The following is a 20846-nucleotide window of genomic DNA, read 5'->3' on the forward strand; positions in this document are numbered from 1 at the left end:
GCGTCAGTGCCAGCGACGGAAGATCAACGAAGTGTTGACCCCGCCAAAGGCGAAGTTGTTGTTCATCACGTACTCGTTGCTCATCGACCGAAACTCGTTGCGCAGATAATCGAGCTGGCCGCATTGAGGGTCGACTTCGTCGAGATTGCAGGTATGTACATACCGGTCGCGGTTCATCATCTCGATGCTGAACCAGGACTCCAGCGCCCCGCAGGCGCCCAAGGTATGGCCCAGGAAGCTTTTCTGCGAACTGATGGGCATGCGTTCACCGAACAGGCTGCTGGTGGCGAGGGTTTCGGCAATGTCGCCCTGTTCGGTGGCGGTGCCGTGCCCGTTGACGTAGCCGATGGCGGAGGGTTCGAGGCCCGCATCTTCCAGGGCCAGCTCCATGGCCCGGCGCATGGTGACCAGCTCGGGACGGGTAGCATGCTGGCCATCGGCGTTGCTGCCGAAGCCGACGATTTCGGCGTGGATTCGCGCACCGCGGGCCAGGGCATGTTCCAGCTCTTCAAGGACCAGCATGCCGGCACCTTCGCCGATCACCAGGCCATCACGGCCCTTGTCGTAAGGGCGTGGGCTGGTCTGTGGTGCATCGTTCTTCAGGCTGGTGGCGTAGAGCGCGTCGAAGACCATCGCTTCGGTCGGGCACAGTTCCTCCGCGCCACCGGCAATCATCAAAGGCAGGCGCCCGAACTTGATCGCCTCGTACGCGTAGCCGATGCCATGGCTGCCACTGGTGCAAGCGCTGGAGGTGGGAATCATCCGTCCGGTAAGGCCGAAGAAAATGCTGATATTGGCCGCCGTGGTATGGGGCATCATCCGCACATAGGAGTTGGCGTTCAGGCCTTCGGCCACGCTGTTGAGCAGCATGTTGCCGAACGCCTTGACCTCGTCGGTGCTGCCGGTCGACGAGCCGCAGGATACGCCCATGCGTCCGTCCTTGATCGACTCGTCGCCCAACAGGCCGGCGTCGGCCAGGGCCTGTTCCGCCGCGGCGACCGCCAGCCGCGAAACCCGGCCCATGCTGCGCAGTTGCTTGCGTGTCCAGTGGGCCGGGACCTTGAAATCATCGATGGGGCCGGCCAGGCGGGTGTTCAGCTCAGTGAATCGGTCCCACTCGTCCATGCGCCGGATGCCGCTGCGGTTGGCGGCGAAGTTGGCGGCGATGGTCTCCCAATCGCTGCCCACGGAGGTGATGCCGGCCATGCCGGTGACGACAACGCGCTTCATCAGCACAAGCCTCCGTTGACGGCCAGGACCTGCCGGGTGATATAGCCGGCTTCGGCGGACATCAGAAAGTTCACCGCGCTGGCCACTTCTTCCGGCGTGCCCATGCGCTGGGCGGGAATCATTTTCATCAGTTCTTCCACGGGGACGTTTTCATCGAGCATGGCGGTGTCGATCAGCCCTGGCGCGACGCAATTGACGGTAATCTTGCGCTTGCCGAGTTCGATTGCCAACGCCTTGGCCGCCCCGATCAGTCCGGCCTTCGAGGCGCTGTAATTGACCTGGCCACGGTTGCCGATCAACCCCGACACCGACGTGATGCAGACGATTCGTCCGGCGGCGCGACGACGGATCATCGGCATCATCACCGGATGCAGCACGTTGTAGAAACCGTCGAGGTTGGTGCGCATCACCGCGTCCCAGTCTTCTTCACTCAGGGCTGGAAACGCACCGTCGCGGGTCAGACCTGCATTGAGCACCACGCCATAGTAGGCGCCGTGGGTTTCGACGTCGGCCTCGAGAATGGCCTTGCAGGCGGCACGGTCGGACACGTCGAACTGCAGGACCCGGGCCTGGCGACCGAGGGCCTGGATCTCGGCCTGGACGGCATCGGCCTCAGCACGGCCGCTGCGGCAGTGCAGCACGATGTCATGCCCGGCCTGGGCCAGGCGCAGGGCGATGGCGCGGCCGATGCCACGGCTGGAGCCGGTGACCAATACGGATTCAGTCATGGCTGGTTTCCTGTTGCGGATGGTTCATGGAGGTAGTGGGCGGACTTGGGTGGACGGAACACGTTCAACCGGGCTGTGGCATGTATGCCGGGCGCTTCGATATGGCACTCGAACACACCCATGCCGTTGTCGTCTTCCAGCGAGCGCATACCGCGGATGTCCAGCTCGGTACCGACTGGAAAACAGTCGACGTTGCATTCGAACTTACGGGTGCCGAGCAAAAAACCCAGCTCAACGGCGTCGCCACGTCGGCGCGCATGGCAACCGGCAAACGCGGCGACGCTCTGGGCCATCAACTCGATGCCGACCCAGGCCGGCAGGCCACCGTCGTCACGGTTGAACAATCCCCCGGGTTTGACGATGGCGTGGGTATGGATCTGCTCGTCATCGAATGCCACGACGCGATCGATGAGAATCATGTCGCCTGCGTGGGGCAGCAGTTCGGCGAGTGGCCAGTCAATCATGGGGCATCTCCGATAATCAGGCTGACGTTGTTGCCGCCGAAGGCAAACGAATTGCTCATCAGGCGACGGGGGGCGGTCGGATTCAGGCGGCTGTCGGCGCGGGTCCAGGCCAAGGCCGGCAGGTCGGGATCGGCCTGACCGTCCCAGACATGAGGCGGCAGAGCCCCGGTGGGGTTTTCGGCGCTCAGGCTCAACCAGCAGAAGGCCGCTTCCAACGCTCCGGCCGCACCCAGGGTGTGGCCGGTCATGGGCTTGGTGGACGAACACGGCACCCCGTGCGGAAACAGGCCGGCCACCGCATGGCTTTCCATGGCGTCATTGTGTTGCGTGGCGGTGCCGTGCAGGTTCAGGTAGTCGATCTGGCTGGCCTCGAGACCCGCGCAGAGCAAGGCTTTTTCCATGGCTTGGCGGGCGCCGCGACCGCTGGGCTCCGGGGCGGAAATATGATGGGCATCGGAGCTGGCGCCATCGCCGAGCAAGGCAATCGGCGTTCCATTGCCTGGTGTCTTGCTCATCAGAAACAGCACGGCCGCCTCGCCGATGTTGATGCCGTTGCGGTTTACCGAAAACGGATTGCAGCGCTCGTTCGACACCGCTTCCAGCGCCGAAAAACCGTTGAGGGTCAGCTTGCACAGGCTGTCCACCCCGCCGCAGAGCACCGCATCGCACAAGCCCAGGTCGAGCAGGCGCCGGGCGCTCATCAAGGCACGGGCGCTGGAGGTGCAGGCGGTGGAAATCACATAGGACGGACCACTCAGGCCGAGCCAGTCGGAGAGGAAATTGGCCGGCGCGCTGAGTTCCTGCTGCTGGTAGTCGTAGCCGTCCGGGAAGCGCTGTTCGCGCAGGTAATGGGCGATGCCCTGACTGGCCTCGTCGATACCCGAGGTGCTGGTGCCCAGGACTATGCCGATGCGCGCACGGCCATAGGCCTGGATGGCCCGGTCGATCTCGGGCCGGATCTGCAACCCGGCCTCCAGCAGCAACTGATTGTTGCGGCTGCCATGGGCGGCCAGGGTCTCGGGGATGCGAGCCAGTTCACCTGTTACCGAAGCAACCGGCAAGGCGCGCTCGGCCACCCACCCGGCTTCGATACGCAGGCCCGAGCAATCGCCGGCGAACAGGTTGCGCGCCACTTCATGTTTATCGCGGCCCAGGGCACAGATCACGCCGAGGGCATTCAAATAGGCGGTCATGGAGTGCTCTCGGTCAGCGGCGTGATGCGGTAGTGGAGGCCTTGGGGCAGGCTCAGTTGGAAATCCAGCGGCTGCTTGTAGCGCACCTGCCAGCGGGAATCCAGGGTTCGTTGCGCGGTCTGTTGCCGGGCGGTCGGATAATTGCCGGACAGCTCGGTTTCAGGGGTCAGGGCGAACAGCAGCGCGGCGAACAGCTCCCGGGCTTCGGCGTTGGGGGGCAGCAGGCCGTCGGCTTGCCACTGGCCATCGACCAGGCGTTGGCGGGCCAGGGGAATACCCAGCGGGTCCATCATCGACCAGCGAATGCCGGCGTCTTCGCGCTGGATCACCAGCAGCCAGTCCTGGCGCTGCCCGGCCAGTTGTCGCTCGATGTGCAATTGCAGCGGCAGCGCCAGGGTGGGGGTGTGCTGGGGCAGTGGCGCATGACTGGCGCAGGCTCCGAGCAGCAACAGGCAGCCGACCAGCAGGCCATTGAGGCAGGCGCGGATCATTTGCCAACTCCTTCGACGGGCTTGCGGGCCACGACGTTGACCAGGGTTTCTTCCCGCTCGCCGAACGGCCTGGGGCGGCGCAGGCCAAAACGTTCCAACAGACCGAAGTCCCTGGCGCGGCTCCACCACAGATAGGGATAGGACACATTGTCGGCTTCGAAGCGGAACCCTTGCTGGCGGATCATCTCCAGGTATTGCGCGGCACTTTTCTGTACGTGCATGGGATGACGGAACAGCCAGCGGATGACCCAGGTATCGATGTAGGCCTCGGTGGATTCGGCGAACATCAGGTAGCCGCCGGGCTTGAGCACGCGATAGAACTCGGCCAGGGCCTTTTCCTGCTCCACCAGATGATGGAAGGTCTGGTGACAGAACAACAGGTCGACGCTGGCGTCCGGTACCGCCAAGGTTGCGCAATCGCTGCCGATCAGTTCCACGGTCATGCCCTGGCGGGCCGCTTCTTCGGCGCTCAACGCCAGGCTATGGGGATCGGCATCGACCCCGATCAACCGCTGTGGCGCGAACACCTGGCGCAGGTACTGGAACGATTTGCCCTGGCCGCAACCGGCGTCCAGCAGCACCGGGGCGGTGGGCAACGGCGTACTGAACAGGCTGCGCAGGTCGTTGATCGCCACGCGCAGCACATGGTGCTGCCAGGTGCGGCTGCGCAGGAACCAGAAGCCGAAGCGGGTTTCTTCGACGTAGTTGTCGCTCAGGTAGTTCTCACTCATGTGCCGGGCTCGCACAGATTTCCGAGAGCATGCGCAGGCGTCGCTTGGGTTCGCTGACGAACGGGTTGCGTTGATCCCAGGCATACCCTGCCAGGATCGAGCTGATCATGCGGCGGATGTCGGAAGAACCTTCGGTATAGAAGATCACGTCCTGGAAGGTGCCGGCGTACCAGCCCTCGACGTAGCAGCGGAAGGTGTCGACGCCACGCTTGAGCGGTTCGGCGAACTCGCTTTGCCAGTCCACGCTTTCACCTTGCAGCTGACGATGCAATACGCCGGCCGCCATGCTTGCCGAGCGCATGGCGATGGTCACGCCGGAGGAGAACACCGGGTCGAGAAATTCCGCGGCGTTGCCCAGCAGGGCGAAGCCTTGGCCATGCAAGGTTTTGACATTGGCCGAGTAGCCGCCGATGGTCCGTGCCGGGGTATCCCACACGGCGTTGTCCAACACTCGGGCGAGGCTTGGAGTCTCGTCGATGAACCCCCGCAGGCAGGCGTCGAGGTCGTCGGTGCGGCCGGCAAAATGCTCTGCCGCCGCGACCACACCAACCGAGCAGCGCCCGTCACTGAACGGAATGGTCCAGAACCAGATATCGCGTTGGGTCGGGTGGGTGGTGATGAGGATTTTCTCCCGGTCGAAGGCCGGGGTATCGATGCGGTCCTCGACATGGGTGAATACGGCCTGGCGCACCGGGAAGTTCGACGGTGCCTCAAGGTCCAGCAAGCGTGGCAGGACTCGACCATAGCCGCTGGCGTCGAGGACGAACTGGGCCTCGATCCGGTACTCGCTGCCATCCTCGCGCCGTACACCCAGTTGCGGTTTGGCGAGCTTGAAATCGACGCTGGCGATGGCTTCGCCATAACGGATCTCCACCCCTTGCAGGGCGGCTTGATCGGCCAGCAGCTTGTCGAAGTCGGCGCGCTGTACCTGGAAGGTGGTGGGCTTCCCTTCGCTGAAGGTGTCGCCGAAATCGAAGGCGCTATAGCGCTCACCCCAGGCGAAGGCCGCGCCGTTCTTGCGCTGGAAACCTGCGGCCTGCACCGCGTCGAGCATGCCGGCCTCTTCGACGAAGTCCAGGCAGTGGGACAGCAGGCTCTCGCCGATGGAGAACCGGGGAAAATGCTGGCGTTCGATGACCAGCACATCGTGCCCCTTGCGCTTGAGCAGCGCCGCCGCGATGGCGCCGGACGGCCCTGCGCCGATGATGACGACCTGGCGACGTTCCATTTCAATTGCAGACATTTGGACTCCTTGCCAAGGCAGCGATGTTCGAGTGAGAGTGGTGCGTAATCGTCATTGGGCGGGTTCCAGCACGGGTGGTGCATGCTCCTGGTGCCCGGCCCACGGCGCCAGCATGAAGCTGAACGCCAGCCCCAGGCTCACCGCCAGGCCAAAATTGCTCACTGCCGGCGTACTGGAAAGCGCCAGCAGGCCGAACGACAGCCAAGTAGTGACCGCCGCGAGCAGGGTGCCCAGCAGGCTCACCGCAGCACCGCCGATCTGCTCGCGCATCAGGATCGCGTAATCGACGCCGATGGCCGTCACCAGCAGCAGCCCGAACAGGCTGAACAGGGTCAACGGCTGCCCCAGCCAGCCCAGGCTCGCCAGGCTGCACAGCGCGGCGAGCAGCGGCAGGGCCACGATCCGCAGGGCTGCCCAGACGCCGAACGGCCAGATCAACAGCAGTACGATCAGCACGCAAGAGGCCAGTTTCAGCTCGGCGGCGCTGATCTGCGTGGCGGCGAACACCCGATTCAGATCGCCCAGGCGGTCCACCAACTGCACGCCGGGCAGATCCACCGCCTGCAAGCGCAGCAGCGCGGCGTCGTTCAAACCCTGCAAGCTGATCATGGCAGCCACGCCTTGCTCGGTCGGGCCGAGCCAGAGCATGCGATATGGCTCGGCCAACGGACCGGTCAGCGCGGCATCGATGTCTTCCACCGGCAAGGCCTGTAGTTGGGTCAGCTCTGCCTGCAAGGCGGCGACCGGCACGCCCAGGTCCAGCAGCGGTTGCCAGAACGCCGGGAGCCGGGCCAGGGCTTCACGGACTTTCTGCTGTTCGGCCGGCGGGCTGACCAGTTGGTTCAGTGACAGGTAGCCCTGGAGTTTTTCCAGGCCGACCAACTGGTCCAGCCGCTCGTTGAGAGCGGTCTGGCGTTCCAGCAGTTGGGATTGATTGTCGGCGCGAATCAGGAAGAACTGGCTGGTGGGTTGGAAACCGGTGATGCGCGCGATGTCGCGGGCCTCGTCGGTCAGATGCTGGGGCGTGCCGATCCATTGGCGGATGTCGTTTTTCGTGCTCAGGTGCCAAAGCCCTCCGGCGCAGAAGATCAGCAGCAGCGCCAGCAGGATTGGCGTGGGAACCCGCGCCAGCAGTGCTTCGCGGACCTTGAGCAGTTGTTCGCAGAAGCGCAGCGGCCACTGGGCAGGACGCAGGTCCGTGCCCTTGAGCAGCGCCGGCAGCAGGCAAACCGCGGTCAGGTAGGCGCCGACCAGCCCGGCGGCGGAAAATACCGCGATCTGGGTCAGGGCCGGGAAGGGTGTCCAGGCCAGGGCCAGGTAGCCGATGCAGGTGGTCGCCAGGCTCAGGCTCAGCCCCGGCAAGGTCAGGCGCAGGGCTGGCCAACTGCGCCACGGCTTGAGGCTCCAGCTCTTGGACAGGTAGTGCAGCGGATAGTCCACCGCTACGCCGATCAGGCTCGAGCCCAGCACCAGGGTCATGACATGCATGCGCCCGAACAGTGCCACGCAGGCCACCGCGCCAAACAGCATGCCGACCAGTACCGGCATGAACGCGAGCCATACCCGCAGGCGTCGGAAGGCCAGCAACAGCAGCAGCAGAATACCCACTGTCGCGCCACCGCCAACCCAGGTGATTTCCTTTGATGCCTGTTGCTGGCCGCTGGCGGCGTACAGCAAGCCACTGGCCGCTAACAGTTGCCCTTGGGCCTGGCCTGCCTGGTCGCGGCTGCGTTGCAGCAGATCGGCCACTTGCAGCGGCAGGTTCATGTCGAAGGCGTTGCCTTGGGTGCGGGCCCGTAGCATCACCCAGCTTTTGCCATCGGCATCGGCAATCAATGCACCGCTGCCTACGTCCAGCTGTATCGCGCCGCGTTGGGGCTGGCTGTTCTGGATACGCCCGGTCAGGCCCAGCCAGTCATCCTGGCTCGGTACCAGGCTGAAGCCGCTGAACGGGTCGAACAGCGCCTGTACCCGCTGCTGGATGAACGCCTGGGGCTGGTCGATCAATTGCTGGCGGTCCGTGGCCGAGAGCATCGCCAGCCGTCCGTTCAGCAGTTGCGTGCGCAGCGCCGGCAAATCGGCTTGCAGCGTCCACTGCACCTTATCGAACAGGCCACTGGCCTGCCATTGCTCGCCAAGGGTTTGCGCCAGGGCGATGGCTTGCTGACGGTCGGCGTGACCGACCAGCACCAGCACCTCGCGATTCAGCGGCTCCTGCATGCGTTGCTCAGCCACAAGCTCCAGGGCATCGGGGGACGTGCCCGGCACCAGTTCCATGAGGTTGACCGACAGTGGCGCACCGTTGCGCCATTGCCAACCGGCGAGCGCCAGCACCGCCAGCAGCAGTATCAGGAACAGCCGTGGCAACCTGCGTTCACTCGGCAAAGTCGTGTCGCTCCGCTTCGCTCAAGGGTTGCGTGGCGACGCTGTCCTGCATGCGCAGCACCGTGCTGTCGCCCTGGGTTTCAAGCAGCTCGATGCGCTGCACCAGTTCGCCACCGTCGATGTTGATCTGGTTGAACACCTGTTTGAGCAACACCGAGCGCGGGGTCAGGGTCAGCTTCCACCGCTGCGGCTCACCCGACAGGCTGAGCTCGAAATCCCGCAGCAGACCACTGCTGTCGCCCTGCAAGACGGCCAGGAACAACCGGTTCTGTTCGGCGCCGGCACTCTTGTTCGGTAGCATTTGCCAGGCGTTGCCGTCCCTTCGGGCGATGCCTTGGGCGGTAATGCGGTAGTCCTGTTGCAGCGGCGTCTGTAGCAGCCACAGCAGGCCTTGTTGTTTCGCCAGAACGAAATGCCCCTTGCTGATGAGCGGTTGGGGCAGGGCGCGCAGGTGCTTTTCCTGGATGAACTGGCCGTGGATGGCATCCGGGCGGGCCAGCTGTTCGCTCAGTTGCTGCAAGTCGAAGGCCTGGGCCAGGGGCGACAGGCAAAACAGCAGCAACCAGAGGGGCAGGCGTTTCATGACAGTTTCCTTTCGACGGCGTCGACAAACACCTTGGGCGAGGCCAGCAGCATCTCGCGGGTCGTGATGTCCACGGCCACCTGCACCGAGCTGGCGCGGGTCAGGCGTTCGCCGGTGAGCGTGTCGCTGATCAGGTAGTTGATCTTCAACCGGTTCTCCCACTCCACCAGACTGGCACGCACGGTCAGGGCCTGACCGAACACCGCGCTGCGCACGTAGCGCAGTTGCAGGTCGATCACCGGCCATGCGTACCCGGCGGCGAGCATGTCGTTGTAGTTGTGGCCGATCTCATCGAGCAGGGCGCAGCGGGCCATTTCCAGGTATTTGACGTAGTGGCCGTGCCAGACCACGTGCATCGAATCGACATCGAAAAACGGTACGACAATCTGCGTCTCGACATGCAGCACGCCCTGGCTACGCATGCAGCCTCCAGTGTTGCTCGGCGATGCGTTGCAGGCACAGGCGCAGTTCGCCTTCCAGGGCGCGGTCTTCGATGACCGGCGGGAAATCCCCGGCCAGTTGTTCGTGCATGGCGGCCAGGGCCGGCGGCAACGGTCGCGCGTCCTCGGCACGGCTGCGTAGCCACACGCCCTGGTTGGCCGCCAGCAGCGTCGCGGCGGCGACTTGTTCGGTCAGCTCCAGCACGCGGATCGCATCCCGGGCGGCGATGGTGCCCATGCTGACCTTGTCCTGGTTGTGGCACTCGGTGGAGCGCGAGAACACGCTGGCTGGCATCGTGTTTTTCAGGGCTTCGGCGGTCCAGGCGCTGGCGCCGATCTGCACGGCCTTGAAACCATGGTTGAGCATCGCCCGCTCGGCGCTGGCGCCGGACAGGTTGCTCGGCAGGCCATGGTTGTAGCGCTCGTCCACCAGCAGGGCGAGTTGCCGGTCGAGCAGATCGGCGACGTTGGCCACCAGGTTTTTCAGGCTGTCCATGGCGAAGGCGATGTGCCCACCATAGAAATGCCCGCCGTGCAGCACCCGCTCGGCTTCGGCATCGATGATCGGATTGTCGTTGGCGCTGTTGAGTTCGGTTTCGATGAACGCGCGCAACCAGTTCAGACTGTCGGCCAGCACGCCGAGCACATGGGGCGCGCAGCGCAGGGAATAGCGGTCCTGCAGGCGATGCAGCGGCGCGGTCGGTGCGTCGATCGCCAGGTCCTTGCGCAGCCACGCGGCGACCTGCATCTGCCCGGGGTGTGGCTTGGCGGCGAACAGGCGCTCGTCGAAGTGCTCGGGGTTGCCTTGTAGGGCGACGACGTTCAGCGCGGTGATGCGGGTCGCCAATTGCAGCAGGTAGTCGGCCCGGGCGAAGGCCAGGCAGGCGAGGCCAGTCATCACGGCGGTGCCGTTCATCAGGGCCAGGGCTTCCTTGGGCCTCAGCACCAGCGGGGTCCAGCCCAATTCGCGGTGTACGTCGGCGGCCAGCCGGCGTTCGCCACGGAACATCACCTCACGTTCGCCGGAGAGCGTCGCGGCCACATAGGACAACGGCGTCAGGTCGCCGCTGGCGCCCACCGAACCTTCTTCCGGAATCAGCGGCAGGATGTCGTGCTCGAGAAAAGCCTGGAGACGTTCGAGCAGTTCAACCCGTACTCCGGAGACGCCGTGGCACAACGACTGCAAGCGCGCGGCCAGCACCGAGCGGGTGGCCTGGGCATCCAGCAGCTTGCCCAGGCCGCAGCCGTGGAACGTATACAGGTGGCGCGGCAAGGCCTCGACGTGGTGCAACGGCACGGCTACCACGCAGGAATCGCCGTAACCGGTGGTCACGCCGTAGATCACCCCTTCCTTGTCCAGCAGGGAATCGAGAAATTGCGCACCCTTGGCAATGCGCTGGCGGAACGCCGGATCATCCTGCAGTTGCGTCGGCGCCTGACGGTTGGCCAGGGCCAGCACGTCTTCGATGCGCAGGGGGCGTTCGCCGAAGGTTACCGGCTCAAGAGTGGGCATCGTCATCGATCTTCCAGAAAGGGTAAAAGTTGAACCACTGTTGGGGCCCCTGGAGGCAGTACTGCGCCAGGCACTCGGCATAGCGACCGGCCCAGTGGGCGATCACTTGCTCGCGTTCGGTGCGTTTCCACACCACCGCGTCGGCGAAGGGCTCGAGGGTGACGCGATAGCGCCCCTCGTGCTTGAGGCACATCAGCAGGTTGACCGGGCATTTCAACAGGCCGGCCATCAGCCAGGGTCCCTGGGGAAACGCGGCCGGGTGGCCCATGAAGTCCACGGTCACGCTGCGTCCGCCGTGCAGCGGCACGCGGTCGCCGGCAATCGCCAGCCACTCGCCGCGCTCCAGGCGCTCGCTCAGTTGCAGCATCACCGCCGGATCCAGTTCGCTGACCTGGATCAGCCGCAGGTGCGTGGCGCCGGCTTCGCCCAGCAGGCGATTGAATTGTTCGGCGTGCTTGGTATGCACCAGCACATTCATGGTGACTTTTTCGCCCAGTTCGGCCAGGGCCCGGCACATTTCCAGGTTGCCCAGATGCGCTCCCACCAGCATCTGGCCGCGAGCGCCACGCAGATGATTGCGCAGCAATGCCGTATCGACGATTTCGATCTGGTCGATGCTCAGTTTGCCGTTCCACACGTCGAGTTTGTCCAGCAGCGAGTCGGCAAACGCCATGAACTGCCCGAAGACTTTGCCGTGGGTAGGGCGCAATTCGATGCGGCCGCTCCAGTCGGCCAGGCGCTGCTGATATTGCCAGGCTGCCCGGCGAGCGCTGCGACCGAAAATGAAGAAGTACAGGACGATGCCGTACAGCACCGGGCTCAGCAGGCGACGGCCCAACACCTTGGCAGCGAACGCCGTGAGTTTCATCAGCCAGAAACTGCCGCGCTCCTGGCGGTCGGCCCAATGCGTTTTGTCAGCCTGGAGACTCATGTCCGCCACCGTCGCCACAGAATCAGGGGAGCACGTACCAGCATGCCGAAGAACAAACGGGTGTGCATGCTGGAAATCAGCACGTTGTCGTGGAACAGACGGAAGTGCGAAACCCCGTCCTGGGGGTAGTGGACCCGGGTGCGCAGCCAGCACATCGGTTGGTTACGCCAGGCCAGTCGTACCAGGATGTCCGAATCGAAATCCATGCGCTTGCCAATGTTCGCCGAGTTGATCAGCGCCAGGGTCGCTGGCAGGGGGTAGACCCGAAAGCCGCACATGGAGTCGCGGATCTGCAAGGACAGGCTGTTGATCCAGACCATGACGTGGGTCAGGTAGCGAGCGTACAGGCGGCCTTTCGGCACGCTGGCGTCGTATTGCGGGTAGCCGCAGATCACCGCGTCCGGGTGGGCGCGGGACTGGTCGATGAAGGTTTTCACGTCGTCGAGGTCGTGCTGTCCATCGGCGTCCACCTGCAAGGCATGGCTGAAGCCCAGGCGCGAGGCTTCCCGCAGGCCGGTCATGACGGCGCCCCCCTTGCCCTGGTTGACCGCCAGCCTGACCAGGTGAACCCGCTCATCCACGGCCAGCCGCTCCAGCACCGCCGCGCAGGCCGGGCTGCTGGCGTCATCGACCAACACACAGGGCAGGCCATTGGCGAGCAATGCCTGGACCACAGTCGAGATGGCGGTTTCGTGGTTGTAGACGGGGATGACGGCGCAGGGGTTATGCATGTCTTTTGCCTTCCACCGAGCCCTTGTGGCGAGGGGATTCAGCGAAGCGTCGCACCGCCCCGCTGGGTTGCGCAGCGACCCCAAGTCCTGTGAAGCACCACAATTCGTTGGCGAGTGCTTCGCACTCGAGCGGGGATAAATCCCCTCGCCACAGGACGGTGTGAGCATTAGTCATGGGCTGCCCCCAGCACAATCCGCCCACTGGAGCACGCTGCCGTATCGTTGCGGTAGGCGAAGTACAGCTTGCCGCGCTCGCGCTCGAAGCGCAGGTGCAACTGGACTTCATCGCCGGGGCGTACCAGTTGCTGGAACTTCAGCACTTCCATCCCGACGAAGCGCGGCGGCAGGTCCAGCAGTTGCCGGCCCAGGTTCAGGGCCCAGTCGACCTGCACCACGCCGGGCAGTACCGGGGCGGTGGGAAAGTGGCCGCTGAAGTACGCCAGGTCCGGCGGCACGACCAATTGCAGGCTCCATTCGCCGTCGGTCTCGATCTGCTCCAGCACGTCGGGAGCCTTTGGGCGCGGGGCCGCCAGCAGGGCTTCGACCTCGGCCTGGGGCAGCTTGCCTTGAGCGTTGAGTGGCAACTGGCGCAGCCAGCGCCAGCGCCGTGGCAGGGCCAGTGTTTCGCAATGCCCGCTCAGGTGGCGACGCAAGGTTTCGGTCACGGCGCGACGACCCTGGTTACGTAATGCATGGAGGCCGGTTTCGCTCAGTACCAGCAGAGCGCCAAGGGATGCACGATTTTCCCGCACTACCCCCAGCCGCGCTTCGCTCACCCAGTCGTGGGCCACCAATGCCTGTTCCAGCATCGGCAGGGAGATGCGCTTTTCTTCGAGCTTGACGATGCGATCCAGGCGTCCGAGCAGTTCGAAGCGCCCATCGGCGTCAATCCGTGCGGCGTCGGCGGTATGTTCCACATGGGCGGGAGGCAGATAAGGCGAAGCGACCAGCAAGGCACCGTCGCTGTCCTGGCTCAGTTCGACACCGGCAAAGGGCTGCCACCGTTCATCACTCTGGCGCCAGGCGATACCGCCGGTTTCCGAACTGCCGAATATTTCCGTCGGCCATTGGCCCAGGCGCTGCTGCAGGCTTTGAGCGGCCTCGGCCGGCAAGGCGCCACCGGAGGAGAACACCCGGCGCACGCTGCTCAAGGCCGTCCAGTCGAGGTTGTCGCCCATGCGCTTGAGCAGTGCCGGGCTGGCGACCCAGGCGAAGACCGGGTGCTCGCGGCTGGCGCGTTGCAGGTCTTCGGGAAACGCCAATTGCCGACGCATGAACGGCCGCCCTGCGCACAGCGGCCACAGGACCCGGAACAGCAGGCCGTAGATGTGCTGGGCGGCGACGCTGCCAATCATGCAGGCGCGGCCCAGGTCGGCGCCCCATAATTGCTCCAGGGCCTGGACCTCGTTGCTCAACTGGCGCAGGTTTTTCTCGATGCGCTTGGGCTCGCCGCTGGAGCCGGAGGTGCACAGACTCAACCAGCATTGGTCAAGGTCCAGCTCGACAGGCTCCAGGGGAGCCTGTCGCAAGTCGCCTGGATGGGTGTCGCCAGGTTGGTCGGTCAGCCACAGGTCGACCTCGGCCGACCAGCGCTGGCGGGTCTGGGCCTGCAGGTCGGCGGGAAGCAGGACGCGCACCCCGGCACGCCAGGCACCGAGCAGGGCGACGGCCAGGTCGGCGGCGTCTTCCAGGTGCACGGCCATACGCTGTACACCGCGGGCGTGCAGGCCTGCGGCCAGGCACAGCGCTTCGTCCCGCAGTTGCGAATGACTGAGTGCCGGATCGACGGCGACTGCGCGCTCCGGCTGAGCCTTGAGCAACATCTGCTCAAGTTTTATCCAATTCATGGGCGGCCTCTTACCCTTTGTCGTATGAGCCATTCAATGGCAAACAGCAGCCCCATCAACCCGTAGGAAATCAGACCGGTGTACAACATCCACCAGCTCAGCGGCGCCCAGAGCGTCAGGACGGCGGCGAGCAAACCGTTACAGAGGAAAAACACACTCCAGACCACCGTGACCTGGCGGGTATAAACCACCGCTTTTGCCGGCAATTGCGGTTCACGCAGGCGGGCTATGCGCTCGATCATCGGCGGGCCGTATTTCAGGCTCAGGGTGAACATCCCGAGCATGAAGGCACTGATCAGTACCGGATACCAACGCAGCAGGAGCGGGTTATCGAACAGCGCGAGCAACCCGCAGAACACGATCGCCGCGACCGCCATCCACAGATTGCCAGGCTCACCTTTGCCGAGTCCTCGGTTAACGAGCAATGCCCGGGCCAGCCACAAGCTACCCAGCAGCAGGCCGAACTGCCAAGGGGCGAAGTGCTCCATGCCGAAATACACCGCAAAGGGGTACAGCAGGCCCGCCAATAGCAGGCCAAGGCCAATCAGCCGGCTCATGCGGCCGGTTGGACCAGTCGATAGACCGCCTCGACCACGTCGTTGACGGTGCGTACCGTCTTGAATTCTTCTGCGGCGATTTTCTTGCCGGTCTGGCGCTTGATGTGATCGATCAGGTCGACCGCGTCGATGCTGTCGATTTCCAGGTCCTGATACAGGTTCGATTCCAGCGTCACGCGCTCAGGGTCCAGTTCGAAAAGCTCCACCAGGGCATCGCGCAGGGTGTTGAAAATGTCGTCACGAGTTTGCATGGTCCGGTCTCAAGCGCGTTTTGCAGTGACGAAGGCCGCAAGGCTTGCCACATTGCTGAAATGGTTGCGGGTGTCCTTGGCGTCGGCATCTATTTTGATGCCGTACTGTTTCTGGATCGCCAGGCCAAGCTCCAGGGCATCCACCGAGTCCAGGCCCAGGCCTTCGCCGAACAGGGTCTGGTGGTCGCCGATGTCGTCTACCTCGATGTCCTCCAGGCCGAGGGCGTCGATGATCAGCTGTTTGATGTCACGGTGCAGATCGCTCATCTTCGGCGAGCTCCTTGATGAAATAGTGATGCAAAAAATCGTTGAGCCTGCGCGAAGCAAGAGGCGGGGGGCCGAGCGTGGCGAACGCCTTTGGATCTATATCGGCCCCCACATGGAAACTGAAGTGCACGCGGCGTTGGGGGATGCGATACCAGGGTTCGGCCTTGGTCAGGGTGGTCGGGCTGACCTTGATGGTCACGGGTGTGAGGATTTTCGCACCTCGCAGGGCGATAGCCGCAGCGCCCCGATGAAAGGCCGGCGCCTGGCCGGGCTGGGTACGCGTACCCTCGGGGAACACGATCAGGGTCTGGCCATCTTTCAGGGCATCGCTGGCGGCGTCGAGCATGTCCATGCTGCCGTCGTTGCTGATGTATTGGGTCGAGCGCAACGGGCCGCGGGTGAAGGGGTTGTCCCAGAGGCTTTGCTTGACCACGCAATTGGCATCGCGCACCAGCCCGATCAGAAACACCACGTCGATCAGCGACGGATGGTTGGCGATGATCATCTGTCCGGGCCGGCCAAGTTTTTCTGCGCCGTCGATCTGATAAGTGAGCACGCCGGTGCGGGCCATGAACCGGATGAAGAACCAGAACAGCCGTCCAACCGTGCGCCGGGCCCGTTGCCGATGGACCTGGGCATCGCCGGGCCACCAGGCCAGCAGCGGAAACACCAGCAACCGCAGGCACAGCCCGCCCAGCCCGAACAGGGCGAAGCTTGCAGCGGTCGCGAGCAGGCGCCAGTAATAGGCGTCGCGATGCTTGCCCGTCACCGGTTGCGTTGCCAGGTCCATACACGATTCTTCCAGGCATGTTGGCAGGTGGTTTCGTCGTTCAACAGCGTACGCAGCAGATCCAGGGCATGGGGCCAGTCGCTGCCGGACGGTTGAACCTGTGGGGTGGACAAGGCCAGTTGCCAGTCTTCGCCCCGGGTCAGCAGCAGCCCCATCGCATAGGGAAACGGCACGTCGTCAACCCAGGGTGCATAGACCTGGGGCGGTTGTTCTTCGGTGATGACCAGCAGCACCGCCGGTGCACCTTCATTCAACAGCGCGGCGGCTTCCAGGACACCATGCTCCAACCCGTCGCCCGTGGCGGCCAGGGCCGTCATTTCGCTGGTTTCGTTGCGCATGATCGACCACAGGCCGATCACTGCGTTGTGCACCGACAGGCTGAACTGGGTGGGCGACAACGGTTGGTCGGCTGCCAGGTCCTTGAGAATCTCAAATGTGCGTGGGGTTTCACCGTGGCGGGAAATAAAGACCAACGGCAGGTTCGGCCGGCCTTCGGCCAGGGGCCAGCCGACACTGAAGGCCATCCGCGCCAGGCGACTGAGGCGGCGGCGCTGCATGGCCGGCAGGAACGAGACATCAGGGGCGGCGTCGTTGGCGGGCAATATCACCGGCTGTTGGCTCCAGGCCTGCCAGTCGTCCACGCTTTCGAGCCCAGGGGCCCATGCGCGCCATTGGGCGATATTGAAATTGATCAAAAAATTCATCCCACCCCTGCGGGCTTTTTATTGTCACGGTTCAGTGGTTTGACCCGCGTCCAACCCAGCATGGCCTTGCGACCCAAATGGCGCGCATTATCCCGGTGCCGTTGGCTTGTAGCAAACAATGGTTACATTAAAACGGGAAAACCTGACGGTGGGTTCGTCCCGGCTCGGCCAGCTCATTATCGCGATTGTGACGAACCTGTCTGTCGGCTGCTTCCGTCATCCTTCGCGCGAATTGACGCTGCTTTACCGGAAAAAGCCACTAACGCTGTAGTCCATCCATGCTGAAGGTAGCGAAGCGGTGTCATCGCCTACTACACTCGGGAATCTTTGATACACGGAGGTTTTGACATGCGGCGCGTGGTATTCAATCAGAAAGGTGGGGTGGGCAAGTCCAGCATCGCCTGCAACCTGGCGGCGGTCAGCGCCAGCGAAGGGTATCGCACGTTGTTGGTGGACCTGGACGCACAGGCCAATTCCACTCAATACCTGACCGGTCTCACCGGCGACGACATCCCCATGGGCATTGCCGACTTCTTCAAGCAAACCCTGTCCTCCGGACCCTTCTCGAAGAAGAACAAGGTCGATATCTACGAAACGCCGTTCGATAACCTGCATGTCATCACCGCCACTGCCGAGCTGACGGATCTGCAGCCCAAGCTTGAGGCGAAGCACAAGATCAACAAGCTGCGCAAATTACTCGAAGAGCTGGACGAGGATTACGATCGGATCTACCTGGATACGCCACCAGCCCTGAATTTCTATGCGGTTTCAGCGCTGATTGCGGCTGATCGGGTGTTGATCCCTTTCGATTGCGACAGTTTTTCCCGCCAGGCGTTGTATGGCCTGCTGGCGGAAATAGAAGAGCTCAAGGAAGACCATAATGAGGGCCTGGAGATTGAAGGCATCGTGGTCAACCAGTTCCAGGCCCGGGCCAGCCTGCCGCAGCAGATGCTCGACGAACTGATCGCCGAGGGCTTGCCGGTACTGCCGGTGTACCTGAGCAGTTCGGTACGCATGCGTGAATCCCACCAGGCCAGCCTGCCGCTGATTCATCTGGATGCGCGGCACAAGTTGACCCTGCAGTTCGTGGAGTTGCATGGGTTGTTGGAAAACGCCTGACTGAGAGGTTGTTTCAGGCACCTATGTGGGAGCGAGCCTGCTCGCGATAGCGGACTGACAGGCACATCGATGTTGAATGTGTCTGCGCATCGCGAGCAGGCTCGCTCCCACAATGGAGTCGCGTCAGATCCCCTGGCTGCGCAACCAGCTCATCAGTTGCGGCAAGGGTAACGCTCCGCTTTGCCGTGCGACTTCCTTGCCATTCTTGAACAGGATCAGGCTGGGAATCGAACGAATTCCCAATTGCGCCGACAGTTGCGGATTGGCTTCGCTGTCGAGTTTGGCCAGTCGGCATTTACCAGTCAGTTGTGCGGCGGCCTGTTCGAACACTGGCGCAAAGGATTTGCAGGGGCCGCACCAGTCCGCCCACACATCCACCAGCAACGGCAGGTCGCCCTTGACCTGGCTGGAATAGTCGGCCTGTTTGAGTTCGAACGGCTTGCCCAATAACACCGGAGCTTTGCAGCGCCCACACTTGGGCTGGTCGGCCAGACGTTCGGCAGGTATGCGATTGAGCCCGTTGCAATGGGGGCAGGGGATCAGCATCGGGTCAGACATGGTGAGCTCCATAAGTCGGTCATGATGTTGATCTGGTGTCGCCGAGGCGGTTTATCAAGGTTGCCATTCATCAGATGCGCCGCACTGACACCCTTCGATGCCCTCAAAAAGACCACAACGCATCTGTTCGCAACCCAAGGAGGTCCCATGAGCCATCCTCGAGAACCTGTCACGCACGCACCGCAGGACAACCCCAACGATGACGGCTGGGTGCTCGGCACCGCCGGTCGCGACGAAGACCCGAACGCCGCTCCCGCCTATGCCATTGATCGCCGTCACGAACGAGACGAACTGACCCCCGAAGACGCCCGCGGCCTGCCCGGCTATCCCGAGAAAAAAACGCCGGCCAAACCCACTGACAAGGATGCCACCGAGGCAGAGCCGGGAATCGAGACGCCTGAGCAGGGGAACGATAAGGTCGGGTGAGACAGCTTTTGTGGCGAGGGGATAAATCCCCGTTGGGCTGCGAAGCACTCCTTAAAACCGATCAAGTCTTGTCAGGCTGCGTGCAATTGCAGCTTTTTGGGGCCGCTTCGCAGCCCAGCGGGGATAAATCCCCTCGCCACAAAAGCGCGTTTGGCTGAAAGCCGATTCCAGCTATTGAGCTGGGTCACGACGAGCAACTGATCTCCAGATGCTTGCCCCACTCCGGCGGCCGTTGCGCATAGCTGTCCATGCCCGGTTGCTCCTCGAACGGACGGCTCAGCACCTGGTGCAGACGGCGGACTTCTTCGTAGTCGCCTGACTCGGCGGCATCGATGGCGTTCTGTGCCAGATAGTTGCGCAATACATACAACGGGTTCACCGCGTGCATGCGGATCCGGCGCTGTTCCTGATCGACGCTGCCTTCACGGCCGACGCGGGCGATGTAAAGCGCGCCCCAGGCGTCGAAGCCCATAAGGTCGACGAAGTCGTCCCGCAGCCTGGTGACGGCTTGTTCAGGCGATTGATCGCCTAACCGGCGGAAGAACAGGCTGTAGTCGACGCCGCTGTTCTGCATCAGTTGCAGCAGGCGCTCCACCAACTTCTGGTCATCTTCCTCCGCAGTTGTCAGGCCGAGGCGACGGCGCATCAGGTCCAGGTAATGGGCCTGGTAAAGCGGCAGGTACAAGCCCAGGGTCTCGCGCAGGGCTTCGACGCTGATGAACGGCGTCAGGGCCTGGGCCAGGGCGCTGAGGTTCCACTGGCCAATGGGTACCTGGTTGCTGAAGGAATAGCGACCCTGGTCATCGGAGTGGTTGCAGATGAAGTTGGCGTCGAAGTCATCGAGGAAGGCAAACGGCCCGAAGTCGAAGGTGATGCCCAGAATCGACATGTTGTCGGTGTTCATCACGCCATGGCAGAAACCATAGGCCTGCCATTTCGCAATGAGTTCGGCGTTGCGTTCGACGATTTCGCGGAACATCGCCAGGTACGGTTCCGGCTGTTCACGGCATTCGGCGAAGTGCAGGTTCAATACGTGCTCGGCGAGCGCGGCATGCAGCTCGGGTTTCTTGGTGTAGTAGAAATACTCGAAATGGCCGAAACGCACGTGACTCGGTGCCAGGCGCAGCACCATGGCGGCGCGCTCCTGTTTTTCGCGCCATACCGGGGTGTCCGAGCCGATCACGCACAAGGCACGGGTGGTGGGGATGCCCAAGGCGTGGAGCGCTTCGGATGCCAGGAACTCGCGGATCGAGGAGCGCAACACGGCCCGTCCGTCGCCCATCCGTGAGAACGGCGTCTGGCCCGCGCCCTTGAGGTGAAGGTCCCAGTGTTCGCCGGCTTCGTTGTACACCTCTCCCAGCAGCAAGCCTCGTCCGTCACCGAGTTGCGGGTTGTAGTGGCCGAACTGATGTCCGGAATACACCATCGCCCGAGGCTCGGTTTCGGCCCACAACTTATGCCCGCCGAACAGTTCGGCGAACAACGGCGCCTGGGCTTCGGCCGGGTCAAGATCCAGCAGTGCCATGGCGCCCGGGCTGGCGACGACCAGCCGTGGGTTGTCGATGGGTTCAGGCAACACATGGGCCGAAAAACCGTCCCCCAGGCGGGCGAAGCGGTTATCGAAGGACAAGGTTTCCAGCGTTTTCATGGCCGTCTCCGGCGCG

At 63.4% G+C, this 20846-nt stretch carries 23 protein-coding genes; 2 read left to right on the top strand and 21 right to left on the bottom strand.

The window, feature by feature from the left end; genetic code table 11:
- Window positions 1-3: 3 nt before the first annotated feature.
- The 19 genes from PCOSP_RS02160 to PCOSP_RS02250 form a co-directional block, all read right to left on the bottom strand.
- The gene (locus tag PCOSP_RS02160; RefSeq protein WP_033034765.1) at window positions 4-1230 is read right to left on the bottom strand and encodes a beta-ketoacyl-ACP synthase; all 1227 of its coding nucleotides are present in this window, start codon (window positions 1228-1230) and stop codon (window positions 4-6) included.
- Window positions 1230-1958 carry a 3-oxoacyl-ACP reductase FabG gene (fabG, locus tag PCOSP_RS02165; protein WP_139646916.1) on the bottom strand — a complete coding sequence of 243 codons (729 nt, stop codon included), beginning with the start codon at window positions 1956-1958 and terminating at the stop codon, window positions 1230-1232. Before fabG ends, PCOSP_RS02160 begins: the two co-directional genes overlap by 1 nt.
- Entirely contained in the window at window positions 1955-2422 is a 468-nt protein-coding gene (locus tag PCOSP_RS02170; protein ID WP_139646914.1) for a hotdog family protein, read from the bottom strand. The genes fabG and PCOSP_RS02170 overlap by 4 nt, the downstream gene beginning before the upstream one ends.
- Complete coding sequence (locus tag PCOSP_RS02175; protein WP_464710215.1) at window positions 2419-3615, bottom strand: beta-ketoacyl-[acyl-carrier-protein] synthase family protein; 1197 nt, start codon at window positions 3613-3615, stop codon at window positions 2419-2421. Before PCOSP_RS02175 ends, PCOSP_RS02170 begins: the two co-directional genes overlap by 4 nt.
- The gene (locus tag PCOSP_RS02180) at window positions 3612-4106 is read right to left on the bottom strand and encodes a DUF3261 domain-containing protein (protein WP_175384611.1); all 495 of its coding nucleotides are present in this window, start codon (window positions 4104-4106) and stop codon (window positions 3612-3614) included. The genes PCOSP_RS02175 and PCOSP_RS02180 overlap by 4 nt, the downstream gene beginning before the upstream one ends.
- Window positions 4103-4837 (bottom strand): class I SAM-dependent methyltransferase, encoded by a 735-nt coding sequence (locus PCOSP_RS02185; protein WP_464710216.1) that lies wholly within the window; start codon window positions 4835-4837, stop codon window positions 4103-4105. The genes PCOSP_RS02180 and PCOSP_RS02185 overlap by 4 nt, the downstream gene beginning before the upstream one ends.
- Window positions 4830-6080 carry an NAD(P)/FAD-dependent oxidoreductase gene (locus PCOSP_RS02190; RefSeq protein WP_464710217.1) on the bottom strand — a complete coding sequence of 417 codons (1251 nt, stop codon included), beginning with the start codon at window positions 6078-6080 and terminating at the stop codon, window positions 4830-4832. The genes PCOSP_RS02185 and PCOSP_RS02190 overlap by 8 nt, the downstream gene beginning before the upstream one ends.
- 51 nt (window positions 6081-6131) lie before the next feature.
- Window positions 6132-8465 carry an MMPL family transporter gene (locus PCOSP_RS02195; RefSeq protein WP_139646907.1) on the bottom strand — a complete coding sequence of 778 codons (2334 nt, stop codon included), beginning with the start codon at window positions 8463-8465 and terminating at the stop codon, window positions 6132-6134.
- The gene (locus tag PCOSP_RS02200; protein ID WP_175384612.1) at window positions 8455-9048 is read right to left on the bottom strand and encodes an outer membrane lipoprotein carrier protein LolA; all 594 of its coding nucleotides are present in this window, start codon (window positions 9046-9048) and stop codon (window positions 8455-8457) included. Before PCOSP_RS02200 ends, PCOSP_RS02195 begins: the two co-directional genes overlap by 11 nt.
- Window positions 9045-9470: an acyl-CoA thioesterase gene (locus PCOSP_RS02205; RefSeq protein WP_139646903.1), complete on the bottom strand. Its 426-nt coding sequence runs from the start codon at window positions 9468-9470 to the stop codon at window positions 9045-9047. The genes PCOSP_RS02200 and PCOSP_RS02205 overlap by 4 nt, the downstream gene beginning before the upstream one ends.
- On the bottom strand, window positions 9463-11007 hold the full coding sequence (locus tag PCOSP_RS02210; protein WP_175361827.1) for an HAL/PAL/TAL family ammonia-lyase: 1545 nt from the start codon (window positions 11005-11007) through the stop codon (window positions 9463-9465). The genes PCOSP_RS02205 and PCOSP_RS02210 overlap by 8 nt, the downstream gene beginning before the upstream one ends.
- Window positions 10988-11932, bottom strand: coding sequence for an LpxL/LpxP family acyltransferase (locus tag PCOSP_RS02215; RefSeq protein WP_464710219.1), 945 nt, complete (start codon window positions 11930-11932; stop codon window positions 10988-10990). Before PCOSP_RS02215 ends, PCOSP_RS02210 begins: the two co-directional genes overlap by 20 nt.
- Window positions 11929-12663: a glycosyltransferase family 2 protein gene (locus PCOSP_RS02220; protein WP_464710220.1), complete on the bottom strand. Its 735-nt coding sequence runs from the start codon at window positions 12661-12663 to the stop codon at window positions 11929-11931. The genes PCOSP_RS02215 and PCOSP_RS02220 overlap by 4 nt, the downstream gene beginning before the upstream one ends.
- Window positions 12664-12830: 167 nt before the next feature.
- The gene (locus PCOSP_RS02225) at window positions 12831-14510 is read right to left on the bottom strand and encodes an ApeI family dehydratase (protein WP_464710221.1); all 1680 of its coding nucleotides are present in this window, start codon (window positions 14508-14510) and stop codon (window positions 12831-12833) included.
- Entirely contained in the window at window positions 14507-15067 is a 561-nt protein-coding gene (locus PCOSP_RS02230; protein ID WP_139646893.1) for a COG4648 family protein, read from the bottom strand. The genes PCOSP_RS02225 and PCOSP_RS02230 overlap by 4 nt, the downstream gene beginning before the upstream one ends.
- The gene (locus PCOSP_RS02235) at window positions 15064-15318 is read right to left on the bottom strand and encodes an acyl carrier protein (protein ID WP_024779866.1); all 255 of its coding nucleotides are present in this window, start codon (window positions 15316-15318) and stop codon (window positions 15064-15066) included. Before PCOSP_RS02235 ends, PCOSP_RS02230 begins: the two co-directional genes overlap by 4 nt.
- A gap of 9 nt (window positions 15319-15327) precedes the next feature.
- Window positions 15328-15585: a phosphopantetheine-binding protein gene (locus PCOSP_RS02240; RefSeq protein ID WP_024779865.1), complete on the bottom strand. Its 258-nt coding sequence runs from the start codon at window positions 15583-15585 to the stop codon at window positions 15328-15330.
- Entirely contained in the window at window positions 15566-16375 is an 810-nt protein-coding gene (locus PCOSP_RS02245) for a lysophospholipid acyltransferase family protein (protein WP_139646892.1), read from the bottom strand. The genes PCOSP_RS02240 and PCOSP_RS02245 overlap by 20 nt, the downstream gene beginning before the upstream one ends.
- Window positions 16351-17079 carry a beta-ketoacyl synthase chain length factor gene (locus PCOSP_RS02250; RefSeq protein ID WP_175361823.1) on the bottom strand — a complete coding sequence of 243 codons (729 nt, stop codon included), beginning with the start codon at window positions 17077-17079 and terminating at the stop codon, window positions 16351-16353. Before PCOSP_RS02250 ends, PCOSP_RS02245 begins: the two co-directional genes overlap by 25 nt.
- 348 nt (window positions 17080-17427) lie before the next feature.
- Here PCOSP_RS02250 and PCOSP_RS02255 point away from each other — a divergent pair, with 348 nt between their 5' ends.
- A complete protein-coding gene (locus PCOSP_RS02255; protein ID WP_175361822.1) occupies window positions 17428-18198 on the top strand; it encodes a ParA family protein in 771 nt (256 codons plus the stop codon).
- 123 nt (window positions 18199-18321) lie between these two features.
- Here PCOSP_RS02255 and trxC read toward each other — a convergent pair whose 3' ends face one another.
- Window positions 18322-18756 carry a thioredoxin TrxC gene (trxC, locus tag PCOSP_RS02260; protein WP_139646886.1) on the bottom strand — a complete coding sequence of 145 codons (435 nt, stop codon included), beginning with the start codon at window positions 18754-18756 and terminating at the stop codon, window positions 18322-18324.
- A 147-nt stretch (window positions 18757-18903) separates the two neighbouring features.
- Here trxC and PCOSP_RS02265 point away from each other — a divergent pair, with 147 nt between their 5' ends.
- Window positions 18904-19182 (top strand): hypothetical protein, encoded by a 279-nt coding sequence (locus PCOSP_RS02265; protein WP_024779860.1) that lies wholly within the window; start codon window positions 18904-18906, stop codon window positions 19180-19182.
- A 184-nt stretch (window positions 19183-19366) separates the two neighbouring features.
- Here the strand turns inward: PCOSP_RS02265 and selO are convergent, their stop codons facing one another.
- Window positions 19367-20830 (bottom strand): protein adenylyltransferase SelO, encoded by a 1464-nt coding sequence (selO, locus tag PCOSP_RS02270; protein WP_175361821.1) that lies wholly within the window; start codon window positions 20828-20830, stop codon window positions 19367-19369.
- Between the last annotated feature and the right edge of the window lie 16 nt (window positions 20831-20846).

The organism is Pseudomonas sp. MAFF 730105, assembly GCF_055380705.1.